The 19,941-nt window shown below is 36.4% G+C and carries 21 protein-coding genes; 17 read left to right on the top strand and 4 right to left on the bottom strand.

The genetic code is table 11. The features are described from left to right. The first annotated feature begins 43 nt into the window (after positions 1 to 43). The 3 genes from LG377_RS09000 to LG377_RS08990 all read left to right on the top strand — a co-directional run bounded on the left by LG377_RS09000 (position 44) and on the right by LG377_RS08990 (position 4,263). Complete coding sequence (locus LG377_RS09000) at positions 44 to 1,003, top strand: IS30 family transposase (protein ID WP_225743103.1); 960 nt, start codon at positions 44 to 46, stop codon at positions 1,001 to 1,003. 44 nt (positions 1,004 to 1,047) lie between these two features. Further along, positions 1,048 to 3,840: an isoleucine--tRNA ligase gene (gene ileS / locus LG377_RS08995; protein ID WP_225744324.1), complete on the top strand. Its 2,793-nt coding sequence runs from the start codon at positions 1,048 to 1,050 to the stop codon at positions 3,838 to 3,840. 222 nt (positions 3,841 to 4,062) lie between these two features. Beyond that, positions 4,063 to 4,263 carry a cold-shock protein gene (locus tag LG377_RS08990; RefSeq protein WP_225744323.1) on the top strand — a complete coding sequence of 67 codons (201 nt, stop codon included), beginning with the start codon at positions 4,063 to 4,065 and terminating at the stop codon, positions 4,261 to 4,263. Between the two features lie 74 nt (positions 4,264 to 4,337). On the opposite strand, the gene LG377_RS08985 is transcribed toward LG377_RS08990, so the two are convergent. The 3 genes from LG377_RS08985 to LG377_RS08975 all read right to left on the bottom strand — a co-directional run bounded on the left by LG377_RS08985 (position 4,338) and on the right by LG377_RS08975 (position 6,644). Then, positions 4,338 to 4,580, bottom strand: coding sequence for a GlsB/YeaQ/YmgE family stress response membrane protein (locus tag LG377_RS08985; RefSeq protein WP_225744322.1), 243 nt, complete (start codon positions 4,578 to 4,580; stop codon positions 4,338 to 4,340). A gap of 118 nt (positions 4,581 to 4,698) precedes the next feature. Next, positions 4,699 to 5,913 carry a toxic anion resistance protein gene (locus tag LG377_RS08980; RefSeq protein WP_225744321.1) on the bottom strand — a complete coding sequence of 405 codons (1,215 nt, stop codon included), beginning with the start codon at positions 5,911 to 5,913 and terminating at the stop codon, positions 4,699 to 4,701. A gap of 32 nt (positions 5,914 to 5,945) precedes the next feature. After that, positions 5,946 to 6,644: a 5-bromo-4-chloroindolyl phosphate hydrolysis family protein gene (locus LG377_RS08975; RefSeq protein ID WP_225744320.1), complete on the bottom strand. Its 699-nt coding sequence runs from the start codon at positions 6,642 to 6,644 to the stop codon at positions 5,946 to 5,948. A 205-nt stretch (positions 6,645 to 6,849) separates the two neighbouring features. Here LG377_RS08975 and LG377_RS08970 point away from each other — a divergent pair, with 205 nt between their 5' ends. The 12 genes from LG377_RS08970 to LG377_RS08915 all read left to right on the top strand — a co-directional run bounded on the left by LG377_RS08970 (position 6,850) and on the right by LG377_RS08915 (position 16,223). After that, a complete protein-coding gene (locus LG377_RS08970) occupies positions 6,850 to 7,401 on the top strand; it encodes an NUDIX hydrolase (RefSeq protein ID WP_225744319.1) in 552 nt (183 codons plus the stop codon). A gap of 13 nt (positions 7,402 to 7,414) precedes the next feature. Continuing rightward, entirely contained in the window at positions 7,415 to 7,660 is a 246-nt protein-coding gene (locus LG377_RS08965) for a hypothetical protein (protein ID WP_225744318.1), read from the top strand. Between the two features lie 21 nt (positions 7,661 to 7,681). After that, the gene (locus LG377_RS08960) at positions 7,682 to 8,374 is read left to right on the top strand and encodes a 5'-methylthioadenosine/adenosylhomocysteine nucleosidase (RefSeq protein WP_225744317.1); all 693 of its coding nucleotides are present in this window, start codon (positions 7,682 to 7,684) and stop codon (positions 8,372 to 8,374) included. Positions 8,375 to 8,526: 152 nt separating this feature from the next. After that, positions 8,527 to 9,474: an ABC transporter permease gene (locus LG377_RS08955; RefSeq protein WP_225744316.1), complete on the top strand. Its 948-nt coding sequence runs from the start codon at positions 8,527 to 8,529 to the stop codon at positions 9,472 to 9,474. Beyond that, on the top strand, positions 9,471 to 10,433 hold the full coding sequence (locus tag LG377_RS08950) for an iron chelate uptake ABC transporter family permease subunit (protein WP_225744315.1): 963 nt from the start codon (positions 9,471 to 9,473) through the stop codon (positions 10,431 to 10,433). Before LG377_RS08955 ends, LG377_RS08950 begins: the two co-directional genes overlap by 4 nt. Further along, on the top strand, positions 10,433 to 11,188 hold the full coding sequence (locus LG377_RS08945) for an ABC transporter ATP-binding protein (RefSeq protein ID WP_225744314.1): 756 nt from the start codon (positions 10,433 to 10,435) through the stop codon (positions 11,186 to 11,188). Before LG377_RS08950 ends, LG377_RS08945 begins: the two co-directional genes overlap by 1 nt. A gap of 25 nt (positions 11,189 to 11,213) precedes the next feature. Then, complete coding sequence (locus LG377_RS08940) at positions 11,214 to 12,173, top strand: siderophore ABC transporter substrate-binding protein (protein WP_225744313.1); 960 nt, start codon at positions 11,214 to 11,216, stop codon at positions 12,171 to 12,173. A 93-nt stretch (positions 12,174 to 12,266) separates the two neighbouring features. Next, entirely contained in the window at positions 12,267 to 12,905 is a 639-nt protein-coding gene (locus LG377_RS08935; RefSeq protein ID WP_225744312.1) for a DUF1054 family protein, read from the top strand. A gap of 43 nt (positions 12,906 to 12,948) precedes the next feature. Beyond that, entirely contained in the window at positions 12,949 to 13,482 is a 534-nt protein-coding gene (locus tag LG377_RS08930) for a GNAT family N-acetyltransferase (protein WP_225744311.1), read from the top strand. A 164-nt stretch (positions 13,483 to 13,646) separates the two neighbouring features. Further along, positions 13,647 to 14,774 (top strand): hypothetical protein, encoded by a 1,128-nt coding sequence (locus tag LG377_RS08925; protein ID WP_225744310.1) that lies wholly within the window; start codon positions 13,647 to 13,649, stop codon positions 14,772 to 14,774. Between the two features lie 274 nt (positions 14,775 to 15,048). Continuing rightward, positions 15,049 to 15,654, top strand: coding sequence for a 30S ribosomal protein S4 (rpsD, locus tag LG377_RS08920; protein WP_225744309.1), 606 nt, complete (start codon positions 15,049 to 15,051; stop codon positions 15,652 to 15,654). A gap of 131 nt (positions 15,655 to 15,785) precedes the next feature. After that, positions 15,786 to 16,223 (top strand): hypothetical protein, encoded by a 438-nt coding sequence (locus LG377_RS08915; protein ID WP_225744308.1) that lies wholly within the window; start codon positions 15,786 to 15,788, stop codon positions 16,221 to 16,223. A gap of 61 nt (positions 16,224 to 16,284) precedes the next feature. Here LG377_RS08915 and LG377_RS08910 read toward each other — a convergent pair whose 3' ends face one another. Further along, positions 16,285 to 16,722 carry a GAF domain-containing protein gene (locus LG377_RS08910; protein ID WP_225744665.1) on the bottom strand — a complete coding sequence of 146 codons (438 nt, stop codon included), beginning with the start codon at positions 16,720 to 16,722 and terminating at the stop codon, positions 16,285 to 16,287. Positions 16,723 to 16,936: 214 nt separating this feature from the next. Between LG377_RS08910 and LG377_RS08905 the strand changes: the two genes are divergently transcribed. Continuing rightward, positions 16,937 to 18,652, top strand: a complete 1,716-nt coding sequence (locus LG377_RS08905; protein ID WP_225744307.1) for a septation ring formation regulator EzrA — start codon at positions 16,937 to 16,939, stop codon at positions 18,650 to 18,652. Positions 18,653 to 18,790: 138 nt separating this feature from the next. Continuing rightward, positions 18,791 to 19,930, top strand: a complete 1,140-nt coding sequence (locus tag LG377_RS08900; RefSeq protein ID WP_225744306.1) for a cysteine desulfurase family protein — start codon at positions 18,791 to 18,793, stop codon at positions 19,928 to 19,930. The last annotated feature ends 11 nt before the right edge of the window (positions 19,931 to 19,941 follow it).

Raw genomic sequence — 19,941 nt, 5'->3', positions numbered from 1 at the left:
CAAAATGTATTTCCGACCAAAGAAAACATAGGAGTGATCACGAATGACCTACACCCATCTTACCACGGAAGAACTTGTAATGATAGAAGCCTATTTCCACCAGAATATATCTGTCTTGAAGATCTCGACCTACCTCCATCGGTCGCGTCAAACGATTCACAAAGTCATTACTTTCCTAAGGAAAGGATGTACTGCGCTTGATTATTTCAAACAGTACAAAGAAAATAAACAACGGTGCGGGAGACGCTCTATTTGTTTACCGCAAGATCAAAAATCTTACATTCAAAAGATGGTTGCTCAAGGATGGACACCCGATGTCATTATAGGGCGTGCAGAGAAGCCCATCGCTTGCTCTGTACGTACCTTGTATCGACAGTTCAAACAGGGACTTTTTGATCAAGCAACGCTTCCGATGAAAGGAAAGCGCAAACCAAATGGTCATAAGGAAAGACGCGGTAAGCAAGCATTCAAAAGAAACATTTCCGAACGGCTAGATGATTATCCTCATTTTACAAAAGAATTTGGTCACCTAGAAGGTGACACAATCGTTGGGGTTCATCATAAAAGTGCTGTGATCACATTAGTCGAACGATTATCAAAAGTCATTATTACTTTGAAGCCCGACGGGCGCAAGGCACGTGATATCGAAGCTGCGGTAAATAATTGGTTCAAGACTATTCCAAGAAATCTCTTCAAATCTATCACGTTTGATTGTGGAAAAGAATTTTCTAACTGGAAATCCATTAGTAATCAACAGGATATAGCGATTTACTTTGCGGATCCAGGGACACCCTCCCAACGAGCTTTAAATGAACATTCTAACGGTCTACTCCGAAAAGATGGTCTCCCTAAAGAAATGGACTTCAATCAAGTAGATCAATCATTTGTTTCAAATATCGCTTCAAATAGGAACCATATTCCAAGAAAATCTTTGAACTACCATACACCATTAGAAGTATTTTTGAGACACATTGATGGACAAGAACTGTCTAACTTAATTTGACAAATGGAATTTTCAAAAAATAAAAGTAAAAGAGGCTGCAAAATATGGAAGTAAAAGAAACTCTGAATTTATTGAAGACAGCATTCCCAATGCGTGCTGGACTCCCAAACAAAGAACCGGATCGTCAAGCAGAATGGGAAGAAAACAATATTTATGCAAATAGACAAGAATTAAACCAGAACAAACCAACATTTATATTACATGATGGACCTCCTTATGCAAATGGGAATATTCATATGGGCCATGCATTAAACAAAGTTTCAAAAGACATTATCGTTCGCTACAAATCTATGTCTGGATTCCGTGCACCATATGTTCCAGGATGGGATACACATGGTTTACCTATTGAGCAAGCTTTAACAAATGCAGGTGTTGATCGTAAATCAATGTCTGTTGCCGAATTCAGAAAGCTTTGTGAAGAGTATGCTTGGGAACAAGTCGATAAACAACGTGAAGACTTTAAACGATTAGGTGTTGCTGGGGAGTGGGATAATCCATACGTGACCCTTACAAAAGATTACGAATCAGAACAAATCAAAGTATTCGGTAAAATGGCAGAAAAAGGCTACATCTATAGAGGGTTAAAACCGATTTATTGGTCTCCATCTAGTGAGTCTGCTTTAGCTGAGGCTGAAATCGAGTATCACGATGTTCGTTCGGCTAATATTTATGTGGCGTTTGAAGTTAATGACGGAAAAGGTATTCTGGAACAAGATACTTCTTTAATTATCTGGACAACAACCCCTTGGACATTGCCTGCAAACTTAGCCATTGCTGTAAACCCTGAATTTGATTATGCTGTACTAGAAGCCGATGGACGTAAATACGTAGTCGCTTCTAAAATGGCTGAAGAAGTAGCAGAAATACTTGGCTGGGAAAAAATTGAACTAATCAAAGAAGTTAAAGGATCGGATTTGGACCGATTAACAACAAAACATCCATTCTATGACCGTGATTCGTTAGTGATTATGGGAGACCATGTAACTTTAGACAGTGGTACTGGTTTAGTTCATACAGCACCTGGACACGGAGAAGATGACTTTATTGCCGCTCAGCAATATGGCCTTAAAGTCCTTTCACCAGTAGACGGAAGAGGGTGCTTTACAGATGAAGCTCCAGGTCTAGAAGGAACGTTTTATGATGATGCAAATAAAATCATCACAGAGTGGTTAAAAGAGAAAGATGCTTTGCTTAAAATGGATTTCTTCACACACAGCTATCCACATGACTGGAGAACAAAAAAACCGGTTATCTTCCGAGCAACACCACAATGGTTTGCTTCCATCAAAGATTTCCGTGAAGATATTCTACAAGCTGTTCAAGAAGTAGACTGGCTTCAGCCTTGGGGAATGCAAAGACTCTACAACATGGTAAGAGATAGAGGAGACTGGGTGATTTCACGTCAGCGTGCCTGGGGTGTTCCTTTACCGATCTTCTATGCTGAAAATGGAGATGCAATCATTACACCTGAAACTATTGCCCGTGTATCTGACTTATTTGCTGAACATGGATCTAACGTTTGGTTTGAACGTGAAGCAAAAGACTTGCTTCCAGAAGGATTTGAATCTCCTTCTAGTCCAAACGGTTTATTCACTAAAGAAACAGATATCATGGATGTTTGGTTCGATTCGGGATCTTCTCATCAAGCAGTTCTAAAAACAAGAGATAACCTATCTTTCCCAGCTGATATGTATCTTGAAGGTTCAGATCAGTACCGTGGATGGTTTAATTCGAGTTTGACAACAAGTGTAGCTATCAATGGTGAAGCGCCATATAAATCTGTTTTATCTCAAGGATTTGTTTTAGATGGGGATGGACGTAAAATGAGTAAATCACTCGGAAATACGATCCTTCCAAACAAAGTCATCAAACAAATGGGTGCAGATATTATTCGTTTATGGGTTTCTAGTGTCGATTCTCAAGCTGATGTGCGTGTAAGTATGGATATCTTGAAACAAGTATCAGAAGTATACCGTAAAATCAGAAATACCATTCGTTTCTTGATTCAAAATACAGAAGACTTCTCGTATGCTGAAAACAATGTACCTTATGAAGAATTAAGAACTGTTGATCAGTACATGATGAACCGTTTGAATCGTACTGTTGAAAATGTTTTAAATGCTTATGAAGCTTACAACTTCTCTGAAATTTACAAAGAAATCAATCAATTCTGTACGGTTGATATGTCAAACTTCTACGTAAACTTTGCAAAAGATGTGCTTTATATTGATGCTCCAGATGCGCATTCTAGAAGAGCCATGCAATCTGTTTTCTATCAAGTAATCGTGAAATTGACTAAGCTGTTGACACCTATTCTTCCGCATACTGCAGAAGAGATTTGGACATATTTAGAAGAAGATGAAGCGTATGCTCAATTAACTGAAATGCCTCAAGTAGAAACATACGAGCAATCAGAAGCACTTGTAGAAAAATGGGATCAGTTTATGCGATTAAGAGACCATATCCTTAAAGCGAATGAAGTCGCGCGTGAAAACAAAGTGATTGGTAAGGATTTTGAAGCAGATACGACGCTTTACGTATCAGATGATGTTCAAACGTTATTGGAATCACTAGATACTAATCTGCGCCAGATTCTAATTGCTTCAAATGTTACGGTTAAACCACTTTCTGAAAAACCAAAAGATTCCTCTATATTAGACTTCGAAGGGCTTTCAGTTCGAGTTCAGCATATGGAAGGCGAGGTTTGTGAAAGATGTCGAATCACTTCTAATGAACTTGTGGAAATTGAAGGAGTCGGCAAACTTTGTCCTAGATGTCACCATATCTGTGAAGAACACTTCCCAGAATTATTTGAAGAAAAAGAAGAACAAGAATAACCATAAAGCTGGCCAAATGGTCAGCTTTTATTTTTTTGTTTGAAATAGGAACTGATAAGGGATACAATCGCTAAATATTTTATATTTTGATGAAGAAAGCCCTTGCAAAAAGAGTGGGGGTTTTGTATACTGAAACTGTAATAGATGTATGCAACGTTTATTAAACAATAAATGAACTTATAGGCAGTCTGTTGCAAGTATTTACTTAGGAGGAAAAGTAGGATGGCTAGAGGAACAGTGAAATGGTTTAACGCAGAAAAAGGATTTGGCTTTATCGAAGTAGAAGGTAGCGAAGATGTATTTGTACACTTCAGTGCAATCAATAGCGAAGGATACAAAGCTTTAGATGATGGACAAGAAGTAGAATTCGACATCACTGATGGTGATAGAGGACCACAAGCTTCTAACGTTGATAAAGTATAAACTAAAAAAGCTCCATGTAACCGCCTAGGCGAGTACATGGAGCTTTTTGATATAATTGCAGTTTAACGCAATTATTATTTTTTAGCAAGTAGGCTGAATAGGAATACTACAATTACAGCACCAACGATTGCTGGAATAAGCGCAATACCTTCAATTGAAGGACCTAAGTCACCCAATAAATATCCACCTAAAGCAGAACCGATAAAACCTACAACGATATTACCAATAATTCCACCTGGTACATTTTTACCGATGATTGCTTGACCAATGGCACCTACAACTCCACCGATGATTAACATTAAAATAAAACCTAACATAATAACTCTCTCCTTTTTCTTTGCTTCTTTATGTTACTAACTATACGGGATTGCTATAAAATGTTCAAAGAATACGACTCGTAAATAAAAAACTTCCCTAGGAAGGGAAGTTTTTGGCTTAGTTTTCTGTGATTTTAAGCAGTTGATCTCTTAAACGATCTTCCATTCTAACGAGCTGTTGTTCAGCTTCTTTACGCTTAGAACGGCCTTCTTGTTGAATCGAAAGAGTTTCTTCAAGTGTCTCAACCAAATCAGTTTGTGTTTTCTCCAGTGTTTCAATATCGATGATACCACGTTCGTTTTCACGAGCAGTTTCAATAGAAGACTGTTTCAGCATTTCGGAATTTTTAGTTAATAAGTCGTTGGTTGTTTCAGAAACTTGTCTTTGAGCAGTGACGGCTTCTTTTTGACGTAATAACGTTAACGCAATAACAATTTGGTTTTTCCATAAAGGGATAGCTGTATTAACAGAAGTTTGAATCTTTTCTGATAATGCTTGATTGGTATTTTGAATCAAACGGATCTGAGGCGCTTGTTGAATCGTCATTTGTCTTGCAACTTTTAAATCATAAACTCTTTTTTCAAGACGATTCTGGAACTGGTTTAAATCATTTACACGTTGAACGTCCATCTGATTTGTGCTGCTTTCTGCAACTTTCATCGCATTCGGTATGGATTCTTTTTGCAATTGTTCCAATTTTAACTCTCCGGCAGCAATATAAATGTTTAAAGCTTCAAAGTATTCAAAGTTTTTCTCATATAACGCTTCAAGCATTTCGTTATCTTTTAGCAGCATATCTTTTTCTTTGTCTAGTTTAACGGCAATTTTATCTATTTGAGCGCCAATCTTTTGATATTTGGCAGTCGTTTCATAAATCGAACGGTTAATTTTCTTGAACATCTTTTTGAAGATATTTGAATTATCTGCACGTAAATCATCGGGATTACTTTCTTTCAATCGGAACATTAAGTCATTCAATGTTTCACCGATATGCCCAGTTTCTTGATTCTGCACATGATTCAGAACAGAATGCGAAAAATCTCCTAAGCGCTGCTGAGCAGCCGATCCATAATTCAAGACAGCATCTATATCGTTCTCTGCGATTTGATTAGAAAGTTGTTGCGCTTGCTTTTGTCGTTCTTCAGGTAAAGTATCAAACAATCTTCTCGTTTCTTCAGCTTGTTCACCTGTCAAAGAAGTACTCGTATTAGCACTAGGAGCAGGAGGGTCTTTCATGGTTTCTCCAAAGGGATTCGCCAGTAAATCATCCAACTCACTTGTTGACTGATCTTTTACTTTTGTAAGGTCTTGCTGTGTATTCTTATCATCCATATAACGTGACATCCTTTCAGAATCAAAATAGGTTAAACTTCTTCATTGTTGATTGTATCTTCTTGGAAACCATTATCCTTGTCCAAAGATCTTTTTGCAAGTTCTACCTCTACTTCCATATCCACAATATCGTCAGACTTGAATTGAACGTAGTCCTCAGCGATTTGCTGACACATCTTATCTAAAGTTTGAGAAGCTTTTTCTAACATATCGTAAGTTGCTTTACTTTTAGCTTGGTGGTTATTGATTTCATTATACTTACCAGACAAGTCTGCTAACGAAGGTAAGTGTACATAAAGAAACTGATCAACTTCATGAAGACGGTTTGGCTCCTTGATAATTTCTCTGAACATAGACTTCGTCAGGTGGACTGTATTGTTACGATTTTCAATCGCTTTTAATTTTCCAGTAGCGAGCATGTTCTTTTCAATGTCTCTGATTTGCTGTTTAGCTTTTTGCATAGTTTGACGGAAGTACTGGATGTCTTCTTTCTCAAGACCTTTAGAGACATAAAAAGCCTCTTTGTCAGAAGAAAGTTTTGGTAATTTCTTTTCATCAGCAGGTCGTTGTTTTTTTCCACGTGCGTAGAGCAAAACGAAACCTAAGGCGATACTTAGTAATCCTGAGAGATAAATATTTAACCCAAAAGCGACTAAAAAAGTAAATAAAAAGATAATAGTTATACAAGTCAGTAGATAAATCAATTTATCTGTTAAATGATTTTTATTCATATTGGCTCCTCCATATTTTCCTATGTGATTTGTACCCTCATTTTATCACACATTTTAAAAAGAATGACATAGGACCTTAGTAGGATATATGAAACTTTATAAGAATCTTAAACTTCATAGAAGTGAGACTTGTGTTCTATACTACTAATGAAATATGATAATAGATACTGTATGATATCAATAGTTGGAAAGGAAAGTGATCGCTATGGATTTTGAAGAAAAAACACTTAAAAGTGAAATGATTTATGATGGTAAAGTAACAAAATATGTAGTAGAAGATGTACTATTGCCAAATGGGAAGCGATCAAAAAGAGAAATCGTTAGGCATGCCGGAGCATCTGCAGTTATTGCTTTCACTGATGATAATCGTTTACTACTAGTCAAGCAGTACCGTAAAGCTATCGAACAAATTAGTATCGAAATTCCAGCAGGACTAAAAGATGCTGAAGACACTGATGGAATGACAACAGCTAAGAGAGAACTAGAAGAAGAAACTGGTTATCAGGCGAAAGAGTGGTCATTTGTCACCTCTTTTTATAGCACGCCCGGCTTTACAGATGAATTTCTAGAGATTTATGAAGCCAAGCAATTAATGACTGTAGAGAACCCTTTACCTAAAGATGAAGATGAAACGATTGAATTGCTCGCTTTGACATTTGATGAAGCCTGGGCTGAATATGAAAAAGGATATTTACGTGATTCAAAGAGTGTTTTTGCATTGTTTTACTGGAAAATGAACAGAATACAAAACAAGTAGAGGGTATAATATTATGGTATCCAGAAAAGAAATTAGAGATCAGAAGTTAAAAGAAACAAAAGACAGAGCAAGAGAAAACAGAAAACTAAAGAAAGAAAACCGTAAAAAGGAACGACAATTATCTAAGCAGGGAAGAACAACAAAAAAACGATTGGATGAAATGGAACGTTATAGAAGAACTGAAAAAGTTCTTACGAGAGCCATTATCATCGTGTCACTTTTATTGATTATCGTTCTAGTTTTTGCATTTTATGGTTAATTTGAAGAGGTAGGTAAAAAAATGAAAATTGGCATTATTGCAGCAATGGAACAAGAAGTGAAAGATCTCGTTAAACAACTCGAACAAAAAGAAGAGATAACAATTGCAAATCAGACATTCTACAATGGGTGCATTCAAGGGCAGGAAATTACTCTAGTCCAATCGGGTATTGGCAAAGTAAATGCCTCGATAGCTACGACTTTGCTAATTCAGACCTTCAATGTGAATGCTGTCATTAATACAGGTTCTGCTGGTGGAATCGGAAAAGGTCTTCGAGTAGGCGATTTGGTCGTCTCTACTGAACTATCCTATAACGATGCAGATGCACGCGTATTTGGATACACTTTTGGTCAAATCCCTCAAATGCCTGCTGTTTTTTCAGCTGATCCGTCTTTAAATGATCAAGTGATTGCGGCAGCATCAGAGACTAGTTGGAACGTTTCATCAGGAATGATCGTTACAGGAGACTCATTTATTGCGGGTAAAGATCAAACAGATAAAATTAAAGAGTTCTTCCCGGAGGCACTAGTAACTGAAATGGAAGGGACAGCTGTAGCTCAAACTTGCTATCAGTTCAATACACCTTTCACGGTTGTTAGAGCGCTCTCTGACACCTCGGATGAAGAAGCTTCTGTATCGTTTGATGAATTTATCGAACTGGCTGGAAAACAATCAGCGGATTTAGTATTGAGATTTATAAAGAATATTCAATAATAAAAATAAAAAAGAACAGACCTTTTTTCATCTCTCTAAAAGGTCTGTTCTTTTTTGGTTATAAGTTGATTCTTGAAGGGTAGTTCGATATACTAATTTTGATAGTGATAATCATTCTCAATTAGAGATAGATAAGTCACGGGGAGGTTAGAATGAAAAAAGTCGGTTTATTAATCCTATTTCTGGTAAGCGCTACGATTTCTTTGATGGTTGGTGTTGAGAACGTAACGTTCACGCAACTGTTATCGCCAGATGAGTTAACAAGAATTATTTTATTCACATTAAGAATCCCGAGAACAGTCAGCCTGCTAGCAGCGGGGGCTATTCTTTCAGTTTCTGGACTACTGATGCAACAGATGACCCAGAATAAATTTGTTTCCCCTACAACTGCCGGAACTATGTCTAGTGCACGTTTGGGAATGATCTTAGCCATGGCTTTTTTCGGTCAGCATACATTGTTTCATCGAACGCTTTTCGCTTTTATATTCTCAATAATAGGTACTGTTGTGTTTTTACAATTTCTTAAAACGGTTAAATTGAGAAATTCAATTATGATTCCTATGGTGGGTTTAATGTTTGGTAATGTTGTCGGTGCTATAGGGACATTCGTAGCTTACCAATATGATCTGATTCAAAATGCGACCGCTTGGCTTCAAGGAAATGTATCATTAGTTAGTTCACAAAATTATAAACTGATTTTACTTACGGTACCCCTTTTAATTTTAATCTACTTATTTTCTCAGTACTTTTCTGTTATGAATCTAGGAAGAGAACAAGCATCAAGTTTAGGAGTTGCTTATCAGCAAATTGAACTGATTGGGATCATTATCGTATCTATAGCGACAGCAGCCGTACTTTTAACGGTTGGTAACATACCGTTTATAGGATTGGTTGTACCGAATCTCTTGTCACTCAGATATGGAGATCACTTCAGGAAGTTACTATTTCCAACCGCATATTTTGGAGCATTGTTTCTAATATGGAGCGATATCTTTTCTAGAATCGTGATACACCCATACGAAGTACCGGTGAGTCTAGTTGTAGGCGTGCTAGGAACTGCACTGTTTTTATTTTTATTACTCAAAGGAGAAAAAGCATGACGGCAAACAAACACGTTTACAGAAATATTTTCATTGTAGCTTTAATGGCTATAATTCTGGCTAGTACATACATGACAATTGGTTCAAGAGGGAACTGGTCTTATATTCTATCACTTAGAGGGAAAAAATTAGCCGCCTTGACTATCGTGAGTATCTGTTCGACAACCGCAACAATCTTATTTCATACGATAGCTCAAAACCGGATATTGACTCCTAACATTATCGGGATGGATGCGATTTACATATTTTTTCAGACGATTAGTTTATTTTTATTTGGACACAGTCATAGGCTTCTACAAAATACATATACAAACTTTTTTCTTTCTACAGTTTCTATGACCTGTTTTAGTCTGCTATTATACTGGTTTTTCTTTAAAAAGTTTCCAGGGAGAATCTATTTATTACTAATGACAGGCTTAATATTAGGGACATTTTTTAGAAGCGCAACTTCGTTTTTACAAGTATTAATAGATCCAAATGAATTTTTGATTCTTCAAAATCGTTTGTTTGCTAGCTTCAATAATGTCGATCGCTCACTGATTAGTATCAGTATGGTCATAGTACTACCAGTACTGATTTATATTTTCCACAAAAATAAGGCAATGGATGTTTTACACCTTGGCCGAATAAACGCTATAGGGTTAGGGATTGATGTAGACCGTTTAACTCTTAAACTATTCATTTCAATCAGTTTGCTTGTTTCAGTCTCAACAGCTTTGGTAGGGCCGGTGATGTTTTTAGGTTTTTTAGGCACGAATGTGTCGTACAAATTATTTAAAACGTATCAACATTGGTTATTGATTATCGGAGGATGTCTCTTTACCATCTCTTTTGTTTTATTTGGTCAGATTTTGATTGAACATGTCTTCAAATTTCAAACGACTCTAAGTATCATATTGGAGTTTATAGGAGGTAGTTATTTCTTATTTATTTTATTAAAAGAAAAGGAGGTAGCCTGATGATTGATTTAAATCAAGTTTCAAAGATTTATAAGGAGAAAATTATTGTAGATAGTGTAACGATTCCGATTGAAAAAGGAAAGTTGACTGCTTGCATTGGTCCAAATGGTGCTGGTAAGACGACTTTACTAGAAATGGTCAGTCGCTTAATCCCAAAAGATACTGGAGAAATCTATATTGACGGCGCCGAAATCAAGAGTTGGAAGTCCGGTGAACTAGCGAAGAAATTATCGGTATTGAAACAATCCAATAAATTATCCATGCGTTTGACCATAAAAGAATTAGTATCCTTTGGTAGGTTTCCTTACACAAAAGGGAGGCTGAATGACCACTGTCATGAATTAATCGAACAATCTTTAAACCAAGTTGGCTTACTTGATATAGCGGATCAGTACATTGATACACTTTCTGGTGGGCAATTACAAAGAGCTATGATTGCGATGGTGCTTGCTCAGGATACAGACTATATCTTACTAGATGAGCCACTGAATAATCTGGATATGAAATACAGTGTGCAGTTGATGGATATCATCAGAAAATTTGTGGATGAATTTGGGAAAACGGTTATTACAGTGATTCACGATATCAATTTTGCTGCAGCGTATGCTGACAATGTAATTGCTATGAAAGAAGGTAAAGTCTTTGCAGCAGGACCAGTGAAACAAATTATTACCCCGAAGAATATTAAAAATATTTTTGACATAGATGTAGAAGTCATTGACCGTAAGGGGAAAAAGTTTGTAATGTACTACTAAAAAACTAAAAAAAGGATGATAAGAGATGATCAAAAAAATCGTTGCGTTCAGTTTAGGTACAATCATGATAGCTGGAGGTTGTGCAAGTGAATCTGCGGAAGTAATCGATACAGAAGAATATAGTGAAAATAGTATAGAATCAATTGAGGTAAAAGATTCTAATGGACTAGGAGTTGAGGTGCCTGTGAATCCTGAAAAAGTCGTCATATTTGATATGGGCTTACTGGACACTTTTGAAGTGCTAGACTCAAAGGAAAAAGTGGTCGGTACAGTAACGCAGAGCCTTCCAGATTATCTTAGCAACTTCAATGATTCAGAGGTTGTTTCTGTAGGGAGTTTGAAAGAACCAGATCTTGAAGCCGTGTATGAGTTGGATCCAGATTTAATCTTGATTTCTGGAAGACAATTGGATTTTTTAGACGAGCTAAATAAAATCGCACCGACACTTTATTTAAGTGTAGACCTAGAAAATTACTGGGATTCATTTGCAGGAAACATGCAAACGATCGGTCAGATTCTTTCGATGGAAGGACAAGTTGAAGCTGAGCTAGACTCTATTCAAAAAGAGATGAACGCACTGCAAGAAGCAGCGCAGACTTCTGAAAAATCTACACTAGTAACGATTTTAAATGAAGGTAGCTTATCGGCTTTTGGAGAACACTCTAGATATGGTATGCTGTATGAAGAGTTTGGGTTTATCCCCGTAGATCATAGCATAGAATCTTTTATACATGGACAGTCAATTTCTTATGAATATATCCTACAAGAAAATCCTGATTTGTTGTTTGTTGTTGACCGCTCACAGGCTATTGGAGGAGATACATCGGTTAGTGATTTATCTCTAAATCCTGTTATACAAGAAACAAGAGCTTATCAGCAAGATGCGATTATATATCTTGATGCTGACTTATGGTATTTATCTGGTGGCGGGTTACAATCCATTCAGTTAATGATGCAAGAAGTTCAAGACCAAGTAGAGTTTTAAACGTCTTTTTGAAATATTTAGATTAATTTAAACTATATATTTAAATTAATGGTTATTTATGTTAAAATTATTAAGCAGTTTTGGAGGAGTACAATGCATAAAGGATTCAATAAACAAGACTTTGAATTGTTTTTAATTGAGGGTCTTGAAGACAGAATGAACAAAATTAGAAATACCATTCAACCTATTTTCCAAGATATAGGTGACACATATGTGCCTCTGATTCAGGATGAAACTGGATATCCTATGAATTTTCATATTGCACAACATAGAAGAAGAACATCGAATCCTCCTGAATCAACTTGGTGTGCAATCGGCGGAGATGTTAGAGGGTATAAAAAATATCCTCATTTACAAATCGGTATAAACGAAGATCACATTTTTATCTTTATTTCTATTATAGATAATCCTCTTTATGAAATCGAAATGGGCAAAGCGCTCCTATCTAAACCTGAGAACTTAAAATCATTGACTGAGCAGTTTGTACTCTCAGGAGATCATACAAAATCAAAAGTTGAACCCGTTAGTGAACAGAAAGTAATTGAAAAGCTCAATCGACTTCTTAAGGTGAAAAAAGGGGAATTCTTGATTGGAAGAGTGATAGAAAGAGATAGTGATCTTTTAGAGAATATTGAAGCACAAAACGACTATATTAAACAGACTATAAACCAACTTATCCCATTATTTAGACAGTTGTTAGACATTCATCACGAACAGAGTGAATCGGTGTAGTCAGTAAGCTATGACATTGCCGATTCAGATCAGGGAGGCAAAGTTGATTATCAAAACGAAAAGATTAGTGTTAAGACCATTTCAGCAAAACGATTTTGAGGAAATTTTCGCAATATATAAAGACGAACAAACTTGTAGATTCTTACTACATGAGCCATGGAAATTAGATAATGCGCATGAAGAATTTGACAAAAAAGTTTTGAAGAATATTCTGGATAAAGACCGTACTTTAAATCTTGCAATTATCTATGAAGGACGAGTGATTGGAGATCTTTCAATATGGTATACAGATGTGAAAGAGACCGTAGAAATCGGGTATAGTCTTAATCGTTCGTTTGTCGGCAATGGTTTTGCTTCTGAGGCAGTTCACGAAATGATTCATCAGCTTTTTTATGAACTTGGTGTCCACAGAATCCAGGTTAATATGGATGCTAGGAATACGAGTTCCCAGAAAGTTTGTATTAGAAATGGTATGAGGAAAGAAGCTCACCTCGTTCAAGATTTTTGGTACAAAGGAGAATGGTCGGATAGTTTCGTATACGGAATGCTAAAATCTGAATACATGGAGCACAGTTAATCTATTAGTTGACACCCGGTCATGAATTCGTGACTGGGTTTTATTGCATATCTTTAGACAATTTATGATGGATTAGATATGATGAAGTCATAGTTATCTTCAGGATGATTACTTTGTACTAATGAGTGAAACTCTTGAAGAAATAGATAATGGAAGGTGAAAACATGAAAGAATTATTTGCATTTCCAACAGATGAGATTTTACAGACGGATGAGGTCTATCTTTCTATTTCGATGAACGCGCAAGATAACGCGTTTGAAACAGAGGCAAACCAGATTCAGTTTCAGAATTTATTAAAGGACGCAAAAGAAAAAATTTGCGATGTATATGATGAAAAAACATGTGACACTTTCTTAAATGAATTAGAAGGTTTAAGAGATGATACAAATTTCTGGAGAAGAGCGACTAAAAGTATTGTTTTCTATGTAACACAGACAGATACATTCTTTTATAGATTAGGTGTTGAAGTAGATACTAATGTGGTCGTATCTAATCAGGCATACGTATTACCACTGATCGCTAATTTCCAGTATGTTAGTTATTTCCACTTACTATGTTTAAACCATGATAAGTTTACATTATACAACGGTCGAGGTAGTGAGTTACAGGAAATCCCGCTTCCAGAAGATGCACCAACAGACTTGGAAAAAGCACTTGGAGAAGAACTGACTGGTGGAAACTTAAACTCAGGTGAATACAATGGTGCAGGTGGATCTGCGATGTTCCATGGACACAATGAAAAAAGTAATGAAGTCCAGATTGATCAAGACAATTACTTCAGAGTCGTAGATAAGTATGTATTTGAACACTACAGTAAACCTACTGGTCTGCCGCTAGTATTGTTTGCTTTACCAGAGAATATTGCAGATTTTGAAAAAATCTCTAAAAATCCTCACTTAGATGAAACGAAAGTTGAAGGATCAACCGCACAACTTTCAAGTACTGAAATTGAAGCTAAAGCTAAAGAAGTAGTCAATGAGATTATTAATCGTCGTTACAAAGAATTAGTAGAAAGATTCAATGAAACAACACCTGAATTCAAACTTGAAGCTCAGTACAATGATTTGGCTATGTCCAGTATTCAAGGACAGATAGATGCGTTATTAATTGAAGATCATTACCAAGTTCACGGAACCATTGATGAAAATGGTCAGTACCAAGAAGGATCAGAAATCAATGCCTACGTGAACCAACTTGTTCAAAACGTTCTGAAGACCAATGGGAAAGTTTACGTGCTAGATACACCAAGTATGCCTTCTGATACTGGAATCGCAGCGCTACTGAGATTCTAAAATTTTTCATATTTACTATCAGAATAGCCTTCGATCTTCAAAAATATGAAGTTCGAAGGTTATTTTTCTTTCCTATTGACTTAGTAGAGTATAAAAGGTATACTAGCATTTGTGTAAAATAATGCAGCAAGAAATGGTAACCGCGTCAACAGTTTCTTAATTAAGTAAACTAGTAACCTGCGGCTGCAATGGCGAACGTTCGTAGGAACTGCACGTATTACTGAATTTCTATCACGTTATTTTACTCCAAAAAAATTATTGGAGGAATACAATTATGGCTCGTTTCACAGGATCTTCTTGGAAGAAATCTCGTCGTTTAGGCATTTCACTTTCAGGAACTGGAAAAGAATTAGCACGTCGTCCTTACGTTCCAGGACAACACGGACCTACAAGCCGTATCAAACTTTCTGAGTATGGTATGCAATTAAAAGAAAAACAAAAACTACGTTTTATGTATGGAGTTAATGAACGTCAATTCTTTAACTTATTCAATAAAGCTGGTAAAATTCGTGAAGGTAAACACGGTGTTAACTTCATGATCTTACTTGAACAACGTCTAGATAACGTTGTTTACCGTCTAGGTCTTGCGACTACACGTCGTCAAGCTCGTCAGTTGGTAAACCACGGTCACATCACTGTTGACGGAAAACGCGTTGACATCCCTTCGTACAGCGTAAAAGTTGGAGAAGTTATTGGTGTTCGTGAAAAATCTAAAGACATGAAAATTATTAAAGAATCTGTAGAATCTTTATATGGTCGTCCAGACTTCGTTACTTTTGACGAAGAAAAATTAGAAGGCTCACTTACTCGTTTACCATTACGTGAAGAAATGTCTGCTGATGTTGACGATTCATACATCGTTGAATACTACAACCGTTAATCTTAACTGGTTAGAAAAGCTTGCACATAGTGCAGGCTTTTTTTTACGAATATAATGAAACCGTTCTATAAACTTTTAACGTATGATAGAATAAAAAAAGATTAGGAGAATACTAACTTAGCAGGGATACTATGAAATATTTCATAGTAGTTTTACTTGCATTAACGATTTTCTCAATCGCTGGATGTGATTTAGAAAGTGTTCAAGAAGAACCAGAGAATCAGACAGAAACTGTAGAGCAAGAGTCAGAAGCCGAAGCACAAGAATCGAAAGAATTTCCGGATGATTTAAATGGGGTCGGCTTAGTGGATGCCGTTGGTCAAGAAAATGAATATTCCTATTATTTCTTGGATGGTGACCTTGGAATTTATGACGGTAATATACAGGGCTATAGTACAGAAGATATCCAAGCAAAATTTATTGAAGCAATTGAGTCCGTTCAAATAGAAGAAACGGGAGACGCTTATACAGTAACCGCTGAAGAGTTCGAATTGATCCTGATAAAAATGGGGGGCTCATTGGTGAGAAATGCTGATAACGGAGATGAGTACGAAATGGTTTTACAATAGAAAAAACCTGGTTTCAGTCAGCTAAAGAGCGACTAAGACCAGGCTTATTTAAATAGATGAATTATAGATGAGAGACCAAAACTGCGGCAAACTCTTCTAAAACTTCTTTATCTGTTTCAGAAAATCTGTTTTTAATAGGCGCATCAATATCCAGCACACCGATTTGAACAGAATCTTTGGTCAGTGGTATCACAATTTCAGATTCGCTTGCAGCATCACAAGCGATATGGCCTGGGAAAGCATGGACATCAGGTACCAAGTAAGTTTTTTGTTCTTTGAAAGCTGTTCCGCAAACACCAGATCCATTTGAAATTCTAACGCAGGCTACTTTACCTTGGAATGGTCCGAGTACAAGTTCTTGATCAGCTTCTTCCCATAAATAGAATCCAGCCCAGTTAATATCTTTTAGTTGATCGGACAAGAGCGCGGAAGCGTTGCTTAAGTTTGCGATTAGATTACTTTCTCCAGTTAGTAAAGCATCTAGCTGCTTATTCATCATGTGTTTGATTGCTTTTGTTTCCAAATAATCACCTTTTCATTTTTATAATAGTTGACTAATACAAGCAATTAAGTTGTAATAACAATTTATTTTGAACCTAATTTATAGAATTTGCTTGTAAGTATAACATAATCCCCTAATATTTGATATACTGTTAAGAAGAGAAAAGTAGGCATCGTTCTTTGCTTGTAAGGCCTAGTCGGAGGGAAATCAAATGACGTTAGAAATCATCGTGATCATTTTAATTGTTTTAATCGTTGCCCTGTACATAACTACTTATTTAGTCAGAAAGAAACATTACAAAAAAATTGACGAACTGGATATCAAGAAAAAAGCGTTGATGGAACAATTTCCAACAACTAAGATACAGTCGATAGATAAAAAAAGTATGACTGGACAATCTCAGGATACAGCAGATGAACTGAAAAAAATATGGGATCTTATTGAAACAAAACAGTTCCCATCTATTGAAAGCTTATTATTCGAAGCGGAGCAGGCAACAGATCGTTATCGCTTTAAAAAGGCGCGCACTGATCAAGAAGCTGCTGAAGAAAAACTGGTAGAAGTACGCCTGGCACTTAAAAATTTAAATGATCAATTAGATGAATTGATGCAACGAGAAGAAGATAATTTAAAAAGAATTGAAACCATCAAAAAAAGGTATCACAGTATTCGAAAAGATTTGCTTGCTAAGAGTTTTTCATTTGGGAGAGCGGTTGATGCGCTTGAAGATAAACTTGGGACAATGGAATCCGATTTTGCAACTTTTTCACATCTAACAGTAACTGGCGATCACGAAGAAGCGAATCAATTATTGAAACAATTGGATGAAACGATTAGCGAGATGGAAATTTACATGGTAGATATTCCAGTGATACTGGAGAAAATAGAAGAAGAAACAAAAGAACAAATCCAAGAATTGGAAAGTGGCTATCAGAGTTTGAAAGAAGAAGAGTACATCTTCCCTGATGATTCTATAAAAGAAGCACTTTCGCTGATTCACGTTAAAATAGAAAGTATCAACAAGGATATAAGTAAACTTGAGATCACTAAAGCGGAAGAAGAATCAGCCGAGTTAGATCAAAAAATCGATTCGGTTTATGATCAATTAGAGCTTGAAATTGAATCCAAGTCGGAAGTAAAAGAACTGCTGAATCAAATTAGAAAAATCCTTCTCTATTTAAAAGAACAGAATCGAAATTTGTTGGTTGAAATCGATCGTCTTTCTCAAAGTTATCATTTGTATCGAGATGAGGCTGAAGGTGCAGAAACTGTGAATGAAAGTATATCGGAACAAGAAAAATTGTTTATGAAAATCAACCAGAATCTAACAGATAAACAAATCGCTTTTTCTGAAGCTAGTGAAAAATTGAATGGCTTATTTGATGAATTAGAAGAACTGAACGAAAAACAGGTAGAAATTAGTTCGAATCTATCCGATTACCGTAATAGTGAGTTAGAAATTAAAGAAGATTTAGAAGAAATGGAATTGGCAATGCGAGAAATGAAGAGATATGTTGAAAGCAAAAACTTACCAGGATTGCCTCAGGAATATTTGGAATTTTTCTTCTACACAACGGATCATGTTCAACAATTAAATCAAGTGCTTGCTAAGCCGCGCTTAGACATGAACGAAGTCTACAAGCTTCATGAAATGTGCGAAGATGATGTAGACAAACTTGCAGATAAGACAGATAAGTTAGTTGATCAAGCGATTTTAAGCGAACTAGTTAGTCAAAGGTTGTATAGATACAAAAATGAGCATAGTGAAGTTGCAGAGACGATTCGTTATAGTCGTAGTTTGTTCACAGAAGATTACGATTATGAGACTTCTTTGAAGATGGTTCGAGAGAAACTTGAATCAATTGAACCAGGAGCTTATGAATCAGTAGAAAAAACCTATTTAAAAGAAAAAAGCTTTGCTCAATAAAAAGAGAAAAGTTGGATTGTGATCGTCTATTCACAGTCCAACTTTTTTTTGCTACTTGATGGGCGTCACTTTTTTGCTATAATGGAACTCGTTTGAATAATCGATTATAGAGAAGTGACTAGATTGAAGAGGTGGAAGATGATTTATTTCGATAATAGTGCGACGACCATGATAGATAGTACAGTTTTAGAGACATATAATAAAGTGAATCAACTTTATTATGGGAACCCTTCTAGTCTGCATGCAATAGGAGAAACAGCCTCTGGTCTACTTAAACAGTCCCGTAGTTTAACAGCAGATCTTTTGGGTGTTCTTCCGGAAGAAATCTTTTTTACTAGTGGTGGTACTGAAGGAGATAATTGGACCATCAAGGGTACAGTTATAGAGAAAATGTCATCCGGAAAGCACTTGATCACAACACAAAGTGAGCACCCAGCAGTGCTTGAAACGTTTAAACAACTGGAACTGCTAGGTTGGGATGTCACTTATCTTCCAGTAAATCAGTACGGTGTGATTTCGTTAGAAGACTTGAGAACTGCACTTAAAAACGATACGGTACTTGTTTCCGTTATGGCAGTAAATAATGAAACGGGGAGTATCCAACCGATAGAAGAAATCGGTAGACTACTCGAAGCTTATCCAACTGTTCACTTCCATGTTGATGCAGTGCAAGCAATTGGAAAAACGGATATCAAGTTAGGGAAGACTAGTCGAATCGATATGGCTGTATTTTCTGGACATAAATTTCATGGACCTAAAGGAACAGGATTTGTTTATATAAAGAATGGTAGAAGAGTATCGCCCCTTTTAAGCGGTGGAGGTCAAGAATCAAACGCAAGAAGCGGAACGGAAAATATTCCAGGAATTGTCTCTATGGCTAAAGCGTTAAAGATACTCTTGGAGTCAAAGGAAGAAAAGCAGCTCGTTATGAATCAGATGATGGATATGCTGAAAAAGGATCTAAGTACACGGAGTAAGGTTACGATATTTTCGCCGGAGATTCACGCTCCGCATATTCTGTGCTTTGGAATAAAAGGGATTAGAGGAGAAGTCATCGTGCACGCTCTGGAAAAACGAGAGATTTATGTATCGACTACAAGTGCTTGTTCCAGTAAAAAACAAAGTGAATCTAGTTCGTTGATTGCAATGGGGATTCCTAAAAAGCAAGCTGAAACGGCTATTAGAGTCAGTTTATCTGAATGGAATACAGAAGACGAGATGACGCAGTTTATTGACCACTTTGATGAGATATATAAAGGATTTAATGGGATTTTTTAGAATAGAAATTG

This window comes from Marinilactibacillus sp. Marseille-P9653 (assembly GCF_916618885.1).
GTDB lineage: Bacteria > Bacillota > Bacilli > Lactobacillales > Carnobacteriaceae_A > Marinilactibacillus.
Note: the sequence above shows the minus strand (reverse complement) of the source record. Positions and strands in the feature narration are given on the sequence as shown.